Source organism: Huaxiibacter chinensis (assembly GCF_022171985.1).
Classification (GTDB): Bacteria; Pseudomonadota; Gammaproteobacteria; order Enterobacterales; family Enterobacteriaceae; genus Enterobacter; species Enterobacter chinensis_A.
In genome coordinates this window covers 1-17985 of record NZ_JAJVHF010000020.1, presented here as the reverse complement: position 1 = coordinate 17985, position 17985 = coordinate 1, and the positions used below count along the sequence as shown (strand labels likewise).

Annotated in this window: 19 protein-coding genes and 6 pseudogenes; 15 read left to right on the top strand and 10 right to left on the bottom strand. The window is 50.8% G+C overall.

What is annotated here, in order from left to right:
* Positions 1-141: 141 nt before the first annotated feature.
* Complete coding sequence (locus LZP96_RS22620; protein WP_230320615.1) at positions 142-390, bottom strand: hypothetical protein; 249 nt, start codon at positions 388-390, stop codon at positions 142-144.
* A 15-nt stretch (positions 391-405) separates the two neighbouring features.
* Complete coding sequence (locus tag LZP96_RS22615) at positions 406-798, bottom strand: MBL fold metallo-hydrolase (protein WP_223226816.1); 393 nt, start codon at positions 796-798, stop codon at positions 406-408.
* 154 nt (positions 799-952) lie between these two features.
* Between LZP96_RS22615 and LZP96_RS22610 the strand changes: the two are divergent.
* The 8 genes and pseudogenes from LZP96_RS22610 to LZP96_RS22575 all read left to right on the top strand — a co-directional run bounded on the left by LZP96_RS22610 (position 953) and on the right by LZP96_RS22575 (position 5386).
* Positions 953-1264 (top strand): annotated as a pseudogene (locus LZP96_RS22610) (metalloregulator ArsR/SmtB family transcription factor).
* Complete coding sequence (locus tag LZP96_RS22605) at positions 1254-1682, top strand: YeeE/YedE family protein (RefSeq protein WP_032951277.1); 429 nt, start codon at positions 1254-1256, stop codon at positions 1680-1682. Before LZP96_RS22610 ends, LZP96_RS22605 begins: the two are co-directional and overlap by 11 nt.
* Before the next feature lie 40 nt (positions 1683-1722).
* Positions 1723-2154: a DUF6691 family protein gene (locus LZP96_RS22600; RefSeq protein WP_032951278.1), complete on the top strand. Its 432-nt coding sequence runs from the start codon at positions 1723-1725 to the stop codon at positions 2152-2154.
* A gap of 36 nt (positions 2155-2190) precedes the next feature.
* Complete coding sequence (locus LZP96_RS22595) at positions 2191-2988, top strand: sulfite exporter TauE/SafE family protein (protein ID WP_009652868.1); 798 nt, start codon at positions 2191-2193, stop codon at positions 2986-2988.
* Positions 2989-3455: 467 nt separating this feature from the next.
* Positions 3456-3776, top strand: a complete 321-nt coding sequence (locus LZP96_RS22590; RefSeq protein WP_032951283.1) for a DUF134 domain-containing protein — start codon at positions 3456-3458, stop codon at positions 3774-3776.
* A complete protein-coding gene (locus LZP96_RS22585; protein WP_009652880.1) occupies positions 3751-4212 on the top strand; it encodes a NifB/NifX family molybdenum-iron cluster-binding protein in 462 nt (153 codons plus the stop codon). Before LZP96_RS22590 ends, LZP96_RS22585 begins: the two co-directional genes overlap by 26 nt.
* Before the next feature lie 145 nt (positions 4213-4357).
* Positions 4358-4795 carry a PaaI family thioesterase gene (locus tag LZP96_RS22580; protein ID WP_032951285.1) on the top strand — a complete coding sequence of 146 codons (438 nt, stop codon included), beginning with the start codon at positions 4358-4360 and terminating at the stop codon, positions 4793-4795.
* A gap of 114 nt (positions 4796-4909) precedes the next feature.
* Positions 4910-5386: a Dps family protein gene (locus tag LZP96_RS22575; RefSeq protein WP_009652867.1), complete on the top strand. Its 477-nt coding sequence runs from the start codon at positions 4910-4912 to the stop codon at positions 5384-5386.
* A gap of 301 nt (positions 5387-5687) precedes the next feature.
* Here LZP96_RS22575 and LZP96_RS22570 read toward each other — a convergent pair whose 3' ends face one another.
* On the bottom strand, positions 5688-6038 hold the full coding sequence (locus LZP96_RS22570) for an ArsR/SmtB family transcription factor (protein WP_032951288.1): 351 nt from the start codon (positions 6036-6038) through the stop codon (positions 5688-5690).
* Positions 6039-6184: 146 nt separating this feature from the next.
* Here LZP96_RS22570 and tnpA point away from each other — a divergent pair, with 146 nt between their 5' ends.
* From tnpA to LZP96_RS22535, 7 genes and pseudogenes are all read left to right on the top strand, one after another.
* Complete coding sequence (tnpA, locus tag LZP96_RS22565; protein WP_000839182.1) at positions 6185-6589, top strand: IS66-like element accessory protein TnpA; 405 nt, start codon at positions 6185-6187, stop codon at positions 6587-6589.
* Positions 6586-6933, top strand: a complete 348-nt coding sequence (gene tnpB, locus LZP96_RS22560; protein ID WP_000612626.1) for an IS66 family insertion sequence element accessory protein TnpB — start codon at positions 6586-6588, stop codon at positions 6931-6933. The genes tnpA and tnpB overlap by 4 nt, the downstream gene beginning before the upstream one ends.
* A gap of 48 nt (positions 6934-6981) precedes the next feature.
* On the top strand, positions 6982-8520 hold the full coding sequence (gene tnpC, locus LZP96_RS22555; protein WP_126517228.1) for an IS66 family transposase: 1539 nt from the start codon (positions 6982-6984) through the stop codon (positions 8518-8520).
* Positions 8521-8660: 140 nt separating this feature from the next.
* Positions 8661-10319 carry an FAD-dependent oxidoreductase gene (locus tag LZP96_RS22550; protein ID WP_009652879.1) on the top strand — a complete coding sequence of 553 codons (1659 nt, stop codon included), beginning with the start codon at positions 8661-8663 and terminating at the stop codon, positions 10317-10319.
* Between the two features lie 94 nt (positions 10320-10413).
* Positions 10414-10797, top strand: a pseudogene (locus tag LZP96_RS22545) (IS6 family transposase); the annotation flags it as partial.
* A gap of 91 nt (positions 10798-10888) precedes the next feature.
* Positions 10889-11832 (top strand): annotated as a pseudogene (locus LZP96_RS22540) (integrase core domain-containing protein).
* Positions 11833-11845: 13 nt separating this feature from the next.
* A pseudogene (locus LZP96_RS22535) lies at positions 11846-12148 on the top strand (DDE-type integrase/transposase/recombinase); the annotation flags it as partial.
* A 194-nt stretch (positions 12149-12342) separates the two neighbouring features.
* Here the strand turns inward: LZP96_RS22535 and LZP96_RS22530 are convergent.
* The 7 genes and pseudogenes from LZP96_RS22530 to LZP96_RS22500 form a co-directional block, all read right to left on the bottom strand.
* Entirely contained in the window at positions 12343-13083 is a 741-nt protein-coding gene (locus LZP96_RS22530; RefSeq protein ID WP_032951290.1) for a sulfite exporter TauE/SafE family protein, read from the bottom strand.
* A gap of 9 nt (positions 13084-13092) precedes the next feature.
* A complete protein-coding gene (locus LZP96_RS22525; protein WP_007372374.1) occupies positions 13093-13716 on the bottom strand; it encodes an FmdE family protein in 624 nt (207 codons plus the stop codon).
* Between the two features lie 548 nt (positions 13717-14264).
* Positions 14265-14644: pseudogene (locus LZP96_RS22520) on the bottom strand (transposase); the annotation flags it as partial.
* Positions 14641-15581: pseudogene (locus LZP96_RS22515) on the bottom strand (IS110 family RNA-guided transposase); the annotation flags it as partial. The pseudogenes LZP96_RS22515 and LZP96_RS22520, both read right to left, overlap by 4 nt.
* A 137-nt stretch (positions 15582-15718) precedes the next feature.
* Positions 15719-16090, bottom strand: a complete 372-nt coding sequence (locus LZP96_RS22510; RefSeq protein ID WP_009651828.1) for a winged helix-turn-helix domain-containing protein — start codon at positions 16088-16090, stop codon at positions 15719-15721.
* Between the two features lie 19 nt (positions 16091-16109).
* Positions 16110-16922 carry a sulfite exporter TauE/SafE family protein gene (locus LZP96_RS22505; RefSeq protein WP_007372378.1) on the bottom strand — a complete coding sequence of 271 codons (813 nt, stop codon included), beginning with the start codon at positions 16920-16922 and terminating at the stop codon, positions 16110-16112.
* 114 nt (positions 16923-17036) lie between these two features.
* On the bottom strand, positions 17037-17678 hold the full coding sequence (locus tag LZP96_RS22500) for a recombinase family protein (protein ID WP_009651826.1): 642 nt from the start codon (positions 17676-17678) through the stop codon (positions 17037-17039).
* Positions 17679-17985: the final 307 nt, after the last annotated feature.

Genomic DNA, 17985 nt, shown 5'->3' with positions numbered 1-17985 from the left:
TCACCGGCCCGGATATTGATCTGAATCGACGGTAACAGAAGTGCCGGGTGGCCAGAGTTTTATCCCGCGCCTGCCGAAGCGCCACAAAGGCGGCCAGATCGTTCCCATCATGGAAATGAATATTGGTCGCCCGCTGTTCGGCTACGCTGCTCTGCCATTGGGGCTCCCTGTCTGCAGGGGATAGTCATGGCACACATATAAACGGGTCTGTGCCGGAAAACTGAGGATCTTACGGATGGAATGATAAAGCTGCTGCGCATCCCCACCCGGGAAATCACAACGCGCGGTGCCCACATCAGGCATAAAAAGGGTATCGCCAAGGAAAATCGCATCAGCAATCTGGAAAGCCATATCTGCTGGCGTATGGCCAGGAACCTGCAACGCCTGCACTGTCAAGCCCCCCAGTTAAAAGGTTTCACCGTCAGTCAGCAGATGGTCAAACTGTGATCCATCCAGTGCAAAGGTGTGCTCAAGGTTAAAAATGGGCTTGAATATCCGCTGAACTTCGACAACTTTTTCGCTGATGGCGATGTTGCCGCCGCCCCTCTCGCGCAAATAATGGGCTGCCGAAAGATGATCGGCATGGGCGTGAGTTTCCAGTAACCAATTGACGGTCAGTTGCTGCTTTTTCACGAAATCTATCAGCCGATCGGCGGAGGTTGTCTGAGTCCGGCCGGATTTCGGATCATAGTCCAGAACCGGATCAATAATGGCCGCAATCCCCCCAGTTCTATCGGCCAGCACGTAGCTGACAGTACTGGTAGCCGGATCGTAAAAACCCTCGATAAGTGGTGTCATGGTGAACTCCTAATCTGGACGTTGCATGATGTATCTTCACACAGGCTCGCTTTGATTATATAATATTATATTATATAAGAATTAAAAGTGTTATCGCGAACGTGGATCAGAACAAAGAGAACTCATGAGTAACGTGTTTATTGGCCATAAAAAAATGCGTGATACCGCCAGTGCAGCCACCGCCGTATTGCGTGCTTTGGCAAATGATGACCGGCTACTGCTGCTGTGCCACCTCAGTCAGAGACAAGCTTCTGTGGGGCACATATAAAGTGCTATGGGGATTGGGCAACTGGCATTGTGACAGACGTTGGAAGTCATTCGACGCCTGCAACTCGTGGCAACGCGCCGTGAGGGAAAACAGTTTTTTTACCGAATTGATGAGCCGAATATGTTGATATTACTCATTACCCTCTATCAACTTTACTGTCAGGAAGATGACACAGAAGGTGTTAACCATGACCATTAATCTGGTGCAATTCACTCCGTTACTGAGTTTCTTAGGGGGGGTATTGATCGGCTGTGCGGCCTGGATATTGCTCCTGTTCTGCGGACGTATTGCAGGGATCAGTGGCATAATCGGGGGTGCGCTCTCAGCGGCTACCCGAGATCGTGGCTGGCGTCTGGCTTTTCTGATCGGCATTATCGTCTCGCCTCTTTTATATGGCCTCGTTCATCCGCTTCCTGTGATCGAGGTTTCTGCCTCCTGGCCTGTCCTGATGATCGCCGGGTTGCTGGTTGGGATCGGAACCCGCTACGGTTCGGGGTGTACCAGCGGCCATGGGGTTTGCGGTCTGTCGCGTTTATCCTCCCGTTCTCTGGTAGCTACGTTGACGTTTATGGGGGTTGCTTTTATCACCGTCTGGCTGATGGGATTGTGGATTTAGTCAAGCTTGCTCGCACAGTAAATCGCTCAAGGGGACATATATGAATCTGTTTTTTTCTCTGTTGGCAGGTGCGATATTCGGCGTTGGATTAATACTCAGCGGCATGGCAAACCCTGCAAAAGTGATTGGTTTTCTGGATATTACCCGCATCTGGGATCCTTCTCTGGCTTTTGTAATGGGTGGAGCCATCAGCGTGGGTTTCTTCGCTTTCCGGTCAGTGAAACGACGCACCCACTCGGTGTGCGGTGGCGCGATAAATCTGCCGACCAGCAAACAGATTGACAAGCGTTTGATTGGAGGGGCTATTCTGTTTGGCATTGGTTGGGGACTGGCGGGCATTTGCCCTGGTCCTGGACTGGTATTACTTGGTGCAGGGATGATCAAAGGTATGGGTTTTGTTGGTGCAATGGTCGCTGGCATGCTGCTTTTTGAACAGCTTGAACGTAAACGAGCGAAGCGTCATGCATCGTAATTCTGCCCCGAACGTTGTCAGCCATCAGTAACGCCTATGGTCATTTCGTTACTGTCAGGTCTGCTCGTGGGAGCAGTGCTCGGCATCACAGGAGCGGGTGGTGGCATTTTTGCCATTCCCACCCTGGTGATGGGCATGGGATGGGCACCACAACAGGCTGCTCCGGTGGCCCTGGTCGCCGTCGCCGGGAGTGCGGCTCTTGGAACCTTTGAGGCCTGGCGCAAGGGCCTGGTGCGCTATCGTGCCGCTATTGTGATAATACTGGCGGGCGTGCCCATGACGAGCGTTGGGTTATGGGTTGCCCACCGAACTTCCCCTGCGTTGCTGAGCCTGCTGTTTGCGGGGGTAATGCTAATCGTCGCGTGGCGATTGGTTCGGGCCCCCGAGATAGTTGCCAGGCATACTTATCCCGTCGAACTGGATGAACACACCGGACGATTTATCTGGGCTGTAAACACATGGTTGCTGTTTCTCATGTTCGGAGCTGTTACCGGTTTTATGACCGGGCTATTAGCCGTGGGTGGAGGATTTATTATCGTCCCGTTATTGCGGCAATTTACCCCCCTTCCTATTCACAGTTGCATCGCAACCTCGCTGATGATTGTCGCATTGGTAAGTATAGGCGGGATTGCAGTGGCAGTGATACAGGGTGCCACTCTGCCCTTGCCTTTTACTCTCTGGTTTGTGCTTAGTGCTGCGACAGGGATGTCGATTGGCCGAAGGCTAAGCCAGCATTTACCTGAACATATTGTGCAGAAGGGGTTTTCCGGACTACTGATCGTCGTTGCCCTGGGGATGGTATTTAATGCCGTTATGATGAAGTTTAGTGGCTAAGATCAATATGATTGCCGACAGAGATATAAAAGCTCAAGGATAATGAATTCCTTGCTTTATTGTTTCGAACTTATCTGTCGCCTGCAATACCACGGGATTGCTATAACCAGCGACGAACCCGTTGCGTATAGCGTTTCCATTCCAACCCGAAACGTTTTCGAAGCTGTTCCTCTTCAATATCGATATGCAATCTGGCAACTACATTGCAAGTTCAAACCTCATCGAGATAGGTTTTATTAATTAATAGCAGAATGAATCGTCACGGACAATCTTGACACTTCCGAGCCAACTATAAAGGTATAAGGCAGAATCGCCTACCGGTTCAGAGTCATTCCATAGTTCCCTTTGGTATGCTGCACACTCCCAGACTCAAGAGGCAAAGCAAAAAATTCTCCACCGGTGAGCAGAGTATATTGCATATGCCAGTTTACGAGTGTATATATAGCATATACCAATAAGGAGCCTTCATGCCAAGACCCAGAATTCCCCGTAACATCTGTGGCCGCCCTGCGGATACCTGTTTTAAGCCCAATGCGCGACCGATGAGCCAGCTTGAACATGTTCATTTAAAAGAAGATGAGTTTGAAGCGTTACGACTGGTCGATTTACTGGGCATGCAACAGCAGGAAGCGGCTGTTGCAATGAGGGTTTCAAGACAGACACTGGCCAATGTCCTGAAAGCGGCCCGTTTTAAGGTTGTGGACTGTCTCACTCAGGGCAAGGCCTTAATAATGCACTCTGAAAGGGAAGGAGTTACACAAGATGATCACAGCCATTCCAGTGAATGACGACCGGGTAGCAAATCATTTTACCAAAGCGAGTCACCTTGTCCTAGTGGATGAGCGCGGTGTGGAGCTCAGCCGGACAGAAAATCCCGCGCTGGGCGCAGATTGTTCAGGTAAACGGAAGCTGGTTGACCTGCTGGTTCAACAGCAAGTCAGCCGCGTTGTGGTCCGTAACATCGGGGAACGGATGCTGGGTAAATTACTGGGGCATCAGATCGCGGTGTACCAGACTGACTGTGGCCGTCGTTTGTTCACTGAACTGTGTGATCCGGATACCCGTGTTCTGACTGAACTGAATAAGCCGGAGCAGGGGCGCCAGTCCTTTAATCATGAGGCGAAAGGGAAAAAATGCTGTAACTCTGACGGGAACACAGCAGAAAATGCGTGCCAGGGTGGGCGTCAGCATCATCACGGAAACGGGCGCTGTTGCCATTCATGAGTTTATTTCATCACGGGCGGTGATTTTTATCAGACCCGTACTGTGTATAAACCAGGAGCCGGAATGAATGATGCCGGGAAAGACACTCAGCTGACTGAATTCCTGATGCCTCCCGTCAGTACAACCGGACGCTGAACAGAAACAGATGAATTGTTATCTTGATGCCAGAAATGCCCATAACTGTTGTATGGTTTGTGGTTCCCTCGACAACAACCCTGATACGGTGAACTTAATGTTTTCAGAATACCCGGATGGATCTGTATGTGCTGACTACACGGCCGATCACAGACATCAGGGGTATACGGGTCTTTTACATGGCGGAATGACGAGTACCTTGCTGGATGCCGCAATGACTCACTGCTTGTTTATGCAGGGAGTGCAGGCCCTGACGGCTGAACTGACTGTCAGATTCATTTCACCCGTTTGTACCGGTGACAAGCTGATGGTCTGTGCCAGACTGCTTGGGCAACGCAGGGGGGTTTACCAGCTCGAAGCATGGCTGGCAAAGGGACAGCAGAAAGTGGCTCGTGCCACGGCGAAATTCATTGTCCCGTCGCAGGATATTGCTCTGGCGCATGGCTAGTGTGGCAGACGCCAGGTGTAACTGGTTATTATAAAAATATGAAGCGTGTTTTGCTCAGACCGGAAAGAATAATGGCATATCGTATATCCCACTTAAACAGTGTAAGAGGTAGTTATGAGTAAACAAATAATTGATATTGGTATTCCTGAATCATCCCGGGTGGAGATTGCAGACGGTCTGTCCCGGCTTCTTGCTGACACCTATACCCTGTATATAAAAACACATTACTATCACTGGAATGTAACTGGCCCCATGTTTAACAGCTTACATTTAATGTTTGAAAATCAATACAATGAGCTGGCCACTGCTGTTGATGATATCGCTGAACGTATACGCTCGCTCGGATGCTTCGCGCCCGGCACATATCATGAATTTTCACGTTTAACAGCGGTTAATGAAGACAAGGATATTCCGGCAGCAAAAAACATGATTGAGAATCTTGTCCAGGGCCAGGAGACTGTGGTTAAAACTGCGCGCTCCCTGTTCCCTGTTGTTAATAATGCGAATGATGAAGCCACAGCAGATCTGCTTACACAACGTATCCAGTTACATGAGAAAACTGCCTGGATGTTGCGCAGCCTGCTTGAATAATGTAAACCGGTGGCAGCAGAAAAAACGGTTTGTCAGCCACAGGCCATTGCTGTCAGTGCAGTACCATCCGTGCTGCCGTGGCTGTTTTTTCTGACCGTAATAGTATAAAAACCGATAAATCAATAAGTTAAACAGTGAACGCGTGAGCGATAAATACAGTCCGGACAGGCATTACCGATGGGTATATCCGGACCACTGTCGCTTTCCCGTTATAATATCGCAGATACCGGCCAGGCTCTTCACAACCTGACAGGGTTAATGCTGCAATGATAAAACGGTTTGCGTGGAAAGCAGGATCACATTATTCGTTGTTATGGCTTCCTTTACCTGTGCCTGCCTGCGGGCAGTAGAGATCATACAAGGTATTTAACAACGTCATGATACGGTTATCCTCAATACGGTAATATACCATTTTACCTGCCCGTCGGGTCTCGACAAGCTTCAGGCGGCGCATTACACCCAGTTGCTGAGACAGGGTCGGCTGAGTGATACCGACTGCAGCTTCCAGCTCGGCCACATTCGCTTCCCCATGGCTTAACTGGCACATCAACAGCAACCGGTCGCTGTTAGCCAGTCCCCGTAAGACATCTGCTGCCCCCAGGGCTGCATTTTTCATATCGGTCTGACGTTTTGTGTCTTCATTCATGGGCATTGCTGGTTTCTCACATTCTGTATTTTTATATAATGTTATTTAGTATACTGATGGTGCCATAATTTGTAAGCGTCGTCTCAGCACCGTCTGGCAGATCCTGATATTCCTGAGAGGATAGTGGACACCAAATATGGTGGACGCTATCCATGAAATCATTAACCGCAGTGCGTAAAAAAAGCCCTAATTATCCCGTTGAGTTCAAAATCAAAATGGTTGAACTCTCGCATCGACCAGAGATCTCCGTAGCGCAACTCGCTCGTGAGCATGGGATCAACGATAATTTGCTGTTCAAGTGGCGCCAGTACTGGCGCGAAGGAAAACTACGTCCTCCTTCAACAACAGAAAACAACGTGCCTGAGCTGCTCCCGATAACACTTGATACCGAAGATGTTGTCCCTGCAACCTCCCCCCGGTCACAACCTGTAGCTGCTGCGGCACCTGAATCACTCAATATCAGCTGTGAAGTGACGTTCCGGCACGGATCACTCCGTCTGAATGGTGCCATCAGCGAAAATATCCTGAACCTGCTGATACGGGAGCTCAAACGTTGATCCCATTACCATCAGGGACAAAGATCTGGCTGGTCGCTGGCATCACCGATATGAGAAACGGCTTCAACGGCCTGGCGGCAAAGGTGCAGACGACGCTGAAAGACGATCCGATGTCAGGTCACGTTTTTATCTTCCGTGGGCGTAATGGCAGTCAGGTAAAGCTCCTCTGGTCTACCGGCGATGGACTGTGTCTGCTGACCAAACGGCTGGAGCGCGGCCGCTTCGCCTGGCCGTCAGCCCGGGATGGCAAAGTGTTCCTCACACCGGCACAGCTGGCGATGCTCCTTGAAGGTATCGACTGGCGGCAGCCTAAAAGACTGCTTACGTCACTGACTATGTTGTAGGCCTCTTTATCCTGGTCGACGCTGAATGAGCCTGGTAATATACCCGGTATGAACAGCTTACTTCCTGACGATATCGATGAACTGAAACGTCTCCTTGCCGAACAGGAGGCGCTGAACCGTGCCCTTCTGGAAAAGCTGAACGAGCGTGAACGCGAAATAGATCACCTGCAGGCGCAACTGGATAAGCTGCGCCGGATGAACTTCGGCAGCCGCTCCGAAAAAGTCTCCCGCCGTATCGCGCAGATGGAAGCCGACCTTAAGCAGTTGCAGAAAGAAAGCGATACCCTTACCGGCCGGGTGGATGACCCGGCCGTGCAGCGCCCGCTGCGGCAGACCCGTACCCGCAAACCGTTCCCTGAATCACTTCCCCGTGACGAAAAACGGCTGCTGCCGGCAGCGTCATGCTGCCCGGAATGTGGTGGTGCGCTGAGTTACCTGGGTGAAGATGCCGCCGAACAGCTGGAGCTGATGCGCAGCGCCTTCCGGGTTATCCGGACAGTACGTGAAAAGCATGCCTGTACTCAGTGCGATGCCATCGTGCAGGCCCCCGCGCCTTCACGTCCCATCGAGCGGGGTATCGCCGGACCGGGGCTGCTGGCCCGCGTGCTGAGTTCAAAGTATGCAGAACATACCCCGCTGTACCGGCAGTCAGAAATATACAGCCGCCAGGGTGTGGAGCTGAGCCGCTCACTGCTGTCGGGCTGGGTGGATGCATGCTGCCGGCTGCTGTCACCGCTGGAAGAGGCGCTTCAGGGCTATGTCCTGACCGACGGTAAACTCCATGCCGATGACACCCCGGTCCAGGTGCTGCTGCCGGGCAATAAGAAGACGAAGACCGGGCGGTTGTGGACGTATGTTCGTGATGACCGCAACGCTGGATCAGCAGTCGCGCCGGCGGTGTGGTTCGCTTACAGCCCGGACAGAAAAGGCATCCACCCTCAGACCCATCTTGCAGGGTTCAGTGGTGTGCTGCAGGCCGATGCGTACGCCGGGTTCAACGAGCTGTACCGCGATGGCCAGATAACGGAAGCCGCCTGCTGGGCTCACGCCCGCCGTAAAATCCACGATGTGCACGTCCGCACACCGTCGGCGCTGACGGATGAAGCCCTGAAGCGTATCGGCGAGCTGTATGCCGTTGAAGCGGAGATAAGGGGAATGCCGGCGAAGCGACGCCTTGCAGAACGTCAGCAAAAAGCTAAACCGCGGCTGAAATCCCTGGAAAGCTGGCTGCGTGAAAAGGTGAAAACGCTGTCGCGACACTCAGAACTGGCGAAAGCGTTCACGTACGTACTGAACCAGTGGCCGGCGCTGGCTTACTATACTGACGACGGCTGGGCCGAGGCAGATAACAACATAGCTGAGAATGCGCTACGGATGGTCAGCCTGGGCCGCAAAAACTGGCTGTTCTTCGGTTCGGATCATGGAGGAGAGCGGGGAGCGCTGCTGTACAGCCTGATCGGGACATGCAAACTGAACGGAGTGGAGCCAGAAAGCTACCTCCGTCACGTCCTTAACGTCATAGCGGACTGGCCGATAAACCGGGTCAGCGAACTACTCCCCTGGCGCGTAGCACTGCCAACTGAATAACACATCCCCGTCAATACGGTTCTCGCTGCACGCTTACCATAATTTTGCCACCGTGTTCGCCAGGTCTGCAGCGTCCAGCTGGCCTGGGTAACTAATTATATCTGGCAGACATTTTGCCCCGAGTGAACAGAGAGGATGTAATGAAAATAGTGATTGTTGGTGGTGTTGCCGGCGGTGCGTCCGCTGCAGCCAGAGCTCGCCGGTTGTCAGAAGATGTCAGTATTGTTGTGTTTGAACGGGGAAGCGATGTCTCTTTCGCCAACTGTGGATTGCCTTATCATATAGGCGGAAAAATTCCGTTACGGCAGTCACTTATTCTTAAGACTCCGGAGGATTTTAAATCCCGCTTTAACATAGACGTCCGTACCTGCCATGAAGTGACGTCAGTGGATCCGGTTAATAAAACAGTGACAGTTAAAAATTTGACCTCAGGTGAGATCCATACCGAAGTATGGGATCGTCTACTCCTCAGTACCGGAGCCGCGCCGGTTGTCCCTCCTTTGCCCGGGCTACAGCAAGAGGGCGTCTTTACGCTCCGAAATCTTACTGACATGGATGCTATCCTGGCGTGGATTGAGCAACATAACGTCGCTCACACCACGCTTGTCGGGGGGGGATTCATCGGACTTGAAGTGATGGAGGCTCTGAGCGAACGGGGGATCCGTGTTACCCTGCTGGAGATGGAGGAACAGGTTATGGCTCCGGTTGATCCTGAAATGGCATCAGCCCTGCATCAGGAAATCCGGAATCATGGCGTGGATCTGCGTCTCAGAACGGCACTCACCGAGGTGCTGCGGACAGAAACGGGATTCCGCGTTGCACTGTCTGACGGTGGCTTTGTGCAGACCGACATGGTTATTCTCGCCATCGGGGTAAAACCTGAGAACAGCCTTGCCACAGTAGCCGGGCTCGAAGTGGGTAAACGGGGAGGTATAAGCGTCAATGCCTGTATGCAGACCAGTATTCCTGACATCTACGCCGTGGGGGATGCAGTTGAAACACCTGACCTTGTCTTTCAGGAACCCGCTAATATTCCTCTGGCTGGGCCCGCCAACCGCCAGGGACGCATTGCTGCTGATAACATGCTTGATCACCACAGCCTTTACCATGGCAGTCAGGGGACATCCATTTGTAAGGTATTTTCGCTGAGTATTGGCAGCGTCGGTGCGAATGAAAAGCAACTGAAAGCCCATGGTACCCGATACGAGAAGGTTTACGTCCATGCTGCTGATCATGCCGGTTACTACCCTGGGGCTACGATGATCAGTCTGAAACTGCTGTTCAGCCCCGATACCGGTAAAATTCTGGGGGCCCAGGCGTCAGGGAAAAAAGGGGTTGATAAACGCATCGATGTTCTGTCTGTCGCGCAGCGCGCGGGACTTACCGTCAACGATCTCGAGCATCTTGAGCTGACTTATGCCCCGCCTTTTAACAGTGCAAGGGACGTTGTTAACCAGGCCGGTATGGTGGCGGCAAATGTCATCAGGGGAGATACGGCCATATGTCATGTCAGCGATGTTTTGCAACGGGAACCGGGCAGTTATTGTTTAGTTGATATTCGTTCTCCTGAAGAACTGAAACAATTTGGCGAATATCCTGATGCGCTATCCATCCCTCTGGATTCTCTGCGGGAGAATCTTGAAAAATTGCCTGTAGATAAAGAGATTTTTATCGGTTGTCAGAGTGGTCTGCGCGGGCATGTGGCATACCGTATTCTGCAGGCTCACGGCTTCCGGACATATAATCTGAGTGGTGGCTTTATAACCTGGCAGGCGGTTATGGAGTCGATGAATCAATAAGAGATGAGGTGCCATACACATGGCACCTCATCTGGTTCTGACGCATTAAGACGTCGCCGGGTAACATACTGTTTTTTTATAATGTTACCTGCCCATGCTTCTGATACGAAAAGCTTTTAAGCGCCTGCACTATCCCATTGATGTTATTGCTCAATGTGTTCGCTGGTATCTGACTTACGCCCTCAGCCTGCGCAATCTCGAAGATATGATGACGGAGCACGTCGTTATCGTTGACCATTCCACTCTTCATCGCTGGGTTATGCGCCTGGCACCGTCGTTCCGCCAGTATAAGCGTAATGTAGGTCGGCGGTGGCGGATGGACGAAACTTACATTAAAATCAAAGGCCAGTGGAAATATCTGTACCGGGAGGTTGATACCGCGGGGCAGACCGTCGACTTCCTGTTGACCGCCAGACGCGACGCTGCGGCTGCCTTACGCTTCTTTCGCAAGGCCATTCGCCACCACGGTGAGCCTGAGTAGACTGGCTCCATGAATCTCCAGACAGTTGGTATCACTTAAATTAGTGATAGTCTTAATACTAGTTTTTAGACTAGTCGTTGGAGTCCGGATGATTGATGTTTTAGGTCCGGAGAAGCGCAGACGGCGCAGCCTTCAGGAAAAAATCGCCATTGTTCAGCAGAGCTTTGAACCCGGTATGACCGTGTTGCTGGTTGCCCGTCAGCATAGTGTTGCTGCCAGTCAGCTGTTCCTGTGGCGTAAGCAGTACCAGGAAGGTAGTCTCACCGCCGTTGCTGTGGGTGAACAGGTTATACCCGCGTCGGAACAGGCATCTGCGATGAAGCAAATTAAAGAGCTACAGCGCCTGCTGGGCAAGAAAACCATGGAAAACGAGCTGCTGAAAGAAGCCGTTGAATATGGCCGACAAAAAAGTGGATAGCGCACGTGCCCTTGCTGCCGGAGGATGGCGAATAAGCCTTGTCAGCTGTTGGCTACGGGTCTCACGTGCGCAACTGCATGCTATGGCTCGTCGGTCGAAGAACTGGCAGGAGCGTCGACGCAAGCGCAAGCCTGATGATATTGAAGCTCTGGATCGTATCCATACCGTTATCGGCGATCTGCCTACGTATGGTTATCGTCGGGTGTGGGCACTGCTGCGCAGACAATCAGAAACGGACGACATGGCGGTGATCAATGCCAAACGCGTATACTGAATCATGCGTAAGAATGCGCTGTTTGCTTGAGCGTAAACCGGCAATACCGCCCTTGAAGCCGGCGCATACAGGGAAGGTAGGACTGGAGCCTAAACATACGGCGGTACGTAGCCCGGAAAGCAACGGGATGGCAGAGAGCTTCGTGAAAACGATGAAGCGGGATTACATCAGCATCATACCGAAGCCGGACGGGTTAACAGCGGTAAAGAACTTTGCAGAGGCCTTCGAACATTACAACGAATGGCATCCGCATAGTGCACTGGGGTATCGTTAGCCACGGGAATATCTACGGCGGCGAACCAGTAATGGGTTAAGCGATAAAAAGTGTCTGGAAATATAGGGACTAATCTACTGAGGTTGTAACCATCGATAAAAGCGGTGCCAACATGGCGGCGCTGGCCACACTCAACGCCAGTAAACCTGAAGAAGAAACCATCACCATCAGGCAGAGTAAATACCTGAACAACCTGATTGAGCAGGACCATCGGAATATCAAACGCCGAATACGACAGATACTGGGGTTCAAATCATTTCGGCGAGCGCAGACGATAATGGAGGGCATTGAGTTAGTGCATATGATACGTAAAGGGCAATATCAGCATCCCGCTGAAGAGCCTTTATCACCGGCGGAACAATTTTACCTGTTGGTTGCCTAAAATATAGACAGCGCAATAATTACTGACTTGTCTACGCTAATGCGACAGAACCCAACGAGCTGGATTGCCAATCGGCGAAGACCTCTACGGCAGAAAATCCGAGCGTAACAACGAGCGGCCAATACAGCTTCGCTCCGGTTGAGTTGCCATGAATATGGCCATCGTGTGCTTACATGATTTTGATTCCGTTTATTTTACAAAAGCCCCCAGATGATCTTGACGGCGGTCCCTAACAGGACGAATCCAATGATGTATTTAAGCTGTTGCCCTTTGAGTTTTTCGCTCATTAACCACGCGCCAAATGCAGCCCCTCCCGCCGATGCGATACCGGTGGCACCGACCAGCGAATAATCCATTCCCGAAAGCGTTGCGTGGGCAAAGAAACCGGTCAGAGAAGCAAACACGACCACGAAAGAAGCGGTTGCTGACGCCCGTTTGGGTTCCAGCCCGGCCCCCACGAGTGCCGGGACGATGATGCTGCCACCTCCAACCCCTAACAGGCCACCGACAAAACCCGCAACACCGCCAAGGGACAAACTACTCAACATCTGGCTTCGCGCACTACGCTGAATTCCAGAAGATTTTGGCGCGTACAACAACATCATGAGGCTGGCAAAAATAAGAAAACCGGAGAACAGCCACAGTAGAAAATGGCGGTCTAACCTTTGGCTGACATGAACCCCGATTGGCGACAAAACCACGGCCACAATCAAAATGGGGAGTGCCAACCGCCATTCGACCAAACGCTTGCGAATGAATGTCGTTGTCGACACGCTCGTCGATATGGCATTCAGAAGCAAGGCGGTGGCCATCGCTGCATGAATTTCGACCCCTAGTGCCAAGAAGATCGGAACCAGAATAAAAGCGGCTCCGACTCCGGCCATGGCCATGATAGCGGTTAGAAAAAACGTTGCAACGGCAGCGATGGCAAGCATTTCAATTCCTTAGCAAAATGAGGATACAGTATGTCCAGCCAGTTTTTCCTGGCAAGGAATGCAAAGCCGTCCCGCTTCCGTGTCGATCAGTTTATCGACAAAGACACGTTCCCCACATTTGGCGCATAGTTCCGTGTCAAAGCAGCTTTTACCGCGTGGAAGTTCAAACGGCTTCTTTAGCCCGATATCGAGAAACATTTCTTCCGGCATCGATATGACCTTGTTAACCAGGGGGTCAGTGACTTCGGCGGGAATATCCTGTGGCGCTATGCCTTGTTTGCGTTGGGCAACAAAAGGCGAGTTGAGCATGTTGCCGAAAAACTCGTCCTTTAGCCGTACACGTACTGAGCGCCCGGTCTTCACGTCTATCAGAGTGAAAGCCATCTTGTTGTAATAGCGCTTCTCGATGTTCGACTTGCCGTAGGTGCATCCCGTAGCCGACATTACGCCATCCAGAAAGCATCCCGCAGCATGGCCTTTCCCTGTTTCTGCTATGACATGCAGCTCCTTGTCTTCTGCCCGTTCCACACCGAGCGCTCTCATCGCTGCTTGCGCAGCACGGTAGCCTAAAGGCATTGCTGGACACTTATGGCCGTGAAAGACCATCGCCGCTTCGAATTCATCGTGTGTCATTACTCTATCTCCTTCGTGAGTCGCGTAGCTTCCTGATGAAGCCACTATCTTGAAGACGAATGAACTCGCAAAAGGATGCAGAAATTTTCTTCGAGATTGATTTCAGTAATCCTCACGCCGAGGTGCGTGGTAACAAGCCCGACCACTGTAGTCAAAGTGCACTTGGCAATTACGTATCAACACCTCGCGCAACCGCTGACGAATTCTCCGTAACCTAGACTTCACGACGGAAAGACTTAACTCATGAGTATCGGCAAATTCTTGCTTACAAATGCTGTGCTGGGGGCAGTTTGGATATCGAATCTATGGTCACTCCCGTTTTTGCAACACTGATTTTCGACGATATCATTGGCTTGCTTAAATCTATCCAGCGTCAGAATCGCGCCACGATGAGTTCTGCGCCTGATGAACCTCAGAAAAATCATACGGCTTCAGATGAGCCATTCCGATATACAGGTTCTTCAACAGGCCGGTCGGCCGTTTGTATCATCAATGATCAGCATTCGCAAACCAGATAGGTGATTGTTTAAAAATTTATTGTTAGAGACTTACGACGCGAACGTCTGTTGTCGCGTCGTAAGCACCCAGGCTATCCTGGCCAGCTTGTTTGCGAGTGCGCAGGTCACAACAAAGTTGCTTTTTCTGCACATTAATTCCCTGGCCCAGTTTGCCTTTCTGGTGTTCTAGTTTTTGTTTTTTGTATGAACACTCTGGGGCACTGGACCAGTAATATTCGGATCTTTTTGTTGCCTCGTTTGCTGATCCCCAACAGAGTTGTTCGACCACCGGTGCTGTACTCACGTGGAAGCAGCCCCGTTGCCGCTGCGAAGTCACGACTACTGGCGTAGTGTTTCCCATCGCCAAGCTCAGTGGAAATAGTACTGACCGTGAGCGTTCCCACACAGGGAATGGTCAATAGACGTTGGCCACAACAGCCTGCCAGTACCTTCTGCGCTCAACCAACATACAAACCCAACGGCTGAATGAGTCATTCCTTTTCTCAGCGCCAATAAGCACTGAAAGATCCCCCTGTACCAAGAGCGTTCGCAGATACGAATAACCGGCTTTTGTGATCCTGCCGAGCTTCGGCTTTCCGCCGCTGCTGTATTGTGATTGCGTCAGTCCCAGCCAGGCGGCCAGTTGACGTCCATTTTTAAAATCATGTGCATTACCGATACTGGCGACCAGCGCACAGGCAGTTGTGGGGCCAACGCCCTTTAGCTCCATCAGCCGCTGACTGCGATGATCTGTTTTGGCCATGCGGGACAAAATTCGGTCATATTCAGTGATGTTAGCTTCAATGTGTTCCAGCAAATCATCAACACATTGCTGAACCTGAAGCGGTAAAGAGCTCTTCTGCACAGAAACTATGTGGCGCAGGGCATCAGTATTTTGTGGCGCGATGACACCGAATTCAGATATCAATCCTCGCAGACGATTATACGTTGCTGTTTTCTCTTCTATGAAACCCTGACGGGTGCGGTGTAAGCATTGCATTGCATCGCCTGCTGGCTTTCGTCCTTCACGGGTACAAATCGCATATGTGGGCGACGAACCGCTTCACAGATAGCCTGAGCATCAGCTGCATCATTCTTCCCTGATTTGCCGGCCATGCGGTAAGTAGACACAAATTTAGCGGCCATCAGACGTGGCTCATGACCATACTGCCGAAATAACCTTGCCAAGTAGTGAGCCCCAGAGCATGCTTCCATCCCGATAACACAGGGAGGCAAACCTGCAATGGACTCAGGAAGAGCAGCACGCGAAACTTTAGGTTTAACCAGAACAGTTCTGCCATTCTGATCAACACCGTGAACAGCAAACACATTTTTAGCAAGATCGATACCGACAGTCGTGATAGTCATAACGAATTACTCCGGGACGATGTGTACCCCATGATTGCACAAGAGTTAATCAGGCGCATAATCAGGGAAAGTCCCTTCCATTCGTTAAGATGATTTTTTGTACGGTTATGGCCCGATCAAAGACCGAGCCGAATGGGTTAACTCTCACCGAAGATAATTTTCTCGAGATCCTGCAAGTCCTGCTGTGATTGCTCGTTAAGGTTGGCCTCTGTTTTGTCGTACCAGCTAAGTAACTTCTGGCCAAGTGGTGTCAAAACCGAGCCTCCACCTTTGCTGCCGCCTGTTGACGTGATGACCACGGGCTTACCTATCCCTTTGTTTAACGTATCAATCAGGAGCCACGCCCTTTTATAGGGTATACCCAAATCTTTTGCGGCGGCTGACAGGGAATGAAACCCATCTATAGCGCGCAATAGATCGATTTTACCCGGCCCCAGCGAGATGTTGTCATTAATGTAAATTCGGGGTCTGACCAAAATAAAATCAGATATAAGCGCTTTTTTATTCATCCTGATACCTTTCTCGAAATTATTTTTGCCGGGTGTGTTTGAACGTTTTGATGGCGGAGATAAGAAGGATCACCCCAAGTAAAGTCATAAGTACTTTAACCGGGAACAGGCCGACCAGAAGTCCGCCAATTGCCGCACCAATCACAGATCCGATGACCATCCATACAAACAGCGGCCTTTCTTTTTTCAGAATCTGGAAAGCATCTGCATTTGTATAACGGGAAAAACCAACAATCATTGTGGGCAGGCTAATCATCAATGACAGGCTTCCGGCCAGTTTGATATCAACCCCGAACAGGATAACGATTGTGGGGATCAGAAGCTCACCGCCTGCCACACCGAGCAATGCTGCGACTATCCCGATAAAGAACCCTGAAATCACACCTGCAATAATTGTGGCAATACCGGGTTGAAATAACCCGCCGGAAATACTGTGCAGTGGTAGCCATGCTTCTGAGAACATGACGAACGACAGTAAAACAAGGAGGAGCAGAATGATTCTGTCCAGCCAGATTCTGGACATCTTAATGGCGCGGCCTGCGGCCCACCATGCCCCAATAAGACTTCCTGCCAGTAAATTCATGACAATATCAAGATGCTCTACCAACTGATCGGTGGCTATCGATTTTGTGCGGAAAATTAGAGCGATAGCGACAACAGCGAGGCTCATTGCTTTGTTAAAGATGACGGCTTCCAGGGTGGGTATTTTGAAACTACCGATCAGGACGGGAAGGCGAAACTCAGCCCCACCGAGCCCAATCAGCCCTCCTAAAGCCCCAATTACCGCGCCTGAGAAAAAACCTTTTCCATTCCTTTTTGAAACTGATGACATGCATTCCTCTCTGATTCGTTATGTCATTCTTGACATAACGATGAGCATAGCATTTCAGATGATAAGTTTGATAGTACGTTGTATAGGCGGGAATTGATCCAGCTTAAAGCTGATTCAATCAGTACCGGTGATTTTATTAAGCGCCTGTATCCGACAAACCTGAGAAGAACTGTAGCCGGTTGCTTCTGCTGTCTCCCGTATACTGAGTTTCTTAACCTGTCGGTAGTACAACACCTTCTGGTGTCGTTCACTGTCTGCCTGCTTGCCCCGGTATTTACCCAGGGAATGAGCACGCTCAATTCCCTGTTGCTGTCGCTGGCGACGACTCAGCCAGTCCTTATGCGACATTGCGGCCATCAGATCGATCAACATATTGTTGATCGCCGTGATAACTGCGCGGGTTATCGGGTCAGCCTGTGAAGGATCTTTATCTGACAGAGCCTGCCATGAAGTTGGGACGTCAAGACTGACGATCCGCAGTTCATGTTGCTCAATCTGCTTTTTCAGCGTCATCCAGTCGCTGTTGCTCAGACGGGTCAGACGGTCTATCTGCTCGACAAGTAAAATATCATTGTGGTGACTGTCCATTAGCAGGCGTCCCAGCTCCGGGCGGTCGAGTTTTGTTCCGCTGATATTCTCCCGGTAGTAACTGGCTATTTTATACCCTCGTTCCTGAACGAACTGCTCCAGCATATCTTTTGCTCGATCGGCAAACTGATCTTCCGTCGACGCTCTCAAATAAGCTCTGATGAACATTTTTTCACCGCATTATCGCTTTTAGGTTATTGCATTTATTCTATCGCATATAGGTTATGTCATTCATCGTGTACCGTCACGTTTTTATTATGGCGTCAGGGTGTACCCTATTGCTACAGGTAAGCCTGTTCAAAAAACAGGCTTACCGTACAATAATTCTCTATATCCAAACTGACCCCTGTAACAGCCTTTCTGGCTGTTTGTATATAATTATGAAAAAATGGTGAGTAGAGTTTCAGGGTAACAGGGGATGCTTATGTCGGTTTTCCACAACTGGCTACTTGAGATCGCATGTGAGAATTACTTC

Bases quoted from the DNA above. Each gene is read 5' to 3' on its own strand.
- LZP96_RS22615 (WP_223226816.1), bottom strand. From the start codon at position 798: ATGACACCACTTATCGAGGGTTTTTACGATCCGGCTACCAGTACTGTC.
- LZP96_RS22605 (WP_032951277.1), top strand. From the start codon at position 1,254: ATGACCATTAATCTGGTGCAATTCACTCCGTTACTGAGTTTCTTAGGG.
- LZP96_RS22600 (WP_032951278.1), top strand. From the start codon at position 1,723: ATGAATCTGTTTTTTTCTCTGTTGGCAGGTGCGATATTCGGCGTTGGA.
- LZP96_RS22595 (WP_009652868.1), top strand. From the start codon at position 2,191: ATGGTCATTTCGTTACTGTCAGGTCTGCTCGTGGGAGCAGTGCTCGGC.
- LZP96_RS22590 (WP_032951283.1), top strand. From the start codon at position 3,456: ATGCCAAGACCCAGAATTCCCCGTAACATCTGTGGCCGCCCTGCGGAT.
- LZP96_RS22585 (WP_009652880.1), top strand. From the start codon at position 3,751: ATGATCACAGCCATTCCAGTGAATGACGACCGGGTAGCAAATCATTTT.
- LZP96_RS22580 (WP_032951285.1), top strand. From the start codon at position 4,358: ATGAATTGTTATCTTGATGCCAGAAATGCCCATAACTGTTGTATGGTT.
- LZP96_RS22575 (WP_009652867.1), top strand. From the start codon at position 4,910: ATGAGTAAACAAATAATTGATATTGGTATTCCTGAATCATCCCGGGTG.
- LZP96_RS22570 (WP_032951288.1), bottom strand. From the start codon at position 6,038: ATGCCCATGAATGAAGACACAAAACGTCAGACCGATATGAAAAATGCA.
- tnpA (WP_000839182.1), top strand. From the start codon at position 6,185: ATGAAATCATTAACCGCAGTGCGTAAAAAAAGCCCTAATTATCCCGTT.
- tnpC (WP_126517228.1), top strand. From the start codon at position 6,982: ATGAACAGCTTACTTCCTGACGATATCGATGAACTGAAACGTCTCCTT.
- LZP96_RS22550 (WP_009652879.1), top strand. From the start codon at position 8,661: ATGAAAATAGTGATTGTTGGTGGTGTTGCCGGCGGTGCGTCCGCTGCA.
- LZP96_RS22530 (WP_032951290.1), bottom strand. From the start codon at position 13,083: ATGCTTGCCATCGCTGCCGTTGCAACGTTTTTTCTAACCGCTATCATG.
- LZP96_RS22525 (WP_007372374.1), bottom strand. From the start codon at position 13,716: ATGACACACGATGAATTCGAAGCGGCGATGGTCTTTCACGGCCATAAG.
- LZP96_RS22510 (WP_009651828.1), bottom strand. From the start codon at position 16,090: ATGAATAAAAAAGCGCTTATATCTGATTTTATTTTGGTCAGACCCCGA.
- LZP96_RS22505 (WP_007372378.1), bottom strand. From the start codon at position 16,922: ATGTCATCAGTTTCAAAAAGGAATGGAAAAGGTTTTTTCTCAGGCGCG.
- LZP96_RS22500 (WP_009651826.1), bottom strand. From the start codon at position 17,678: ATGTTCATCAGAGCTTATTTGAGAGCGTCGACGGAAGATCAGTTTGCC.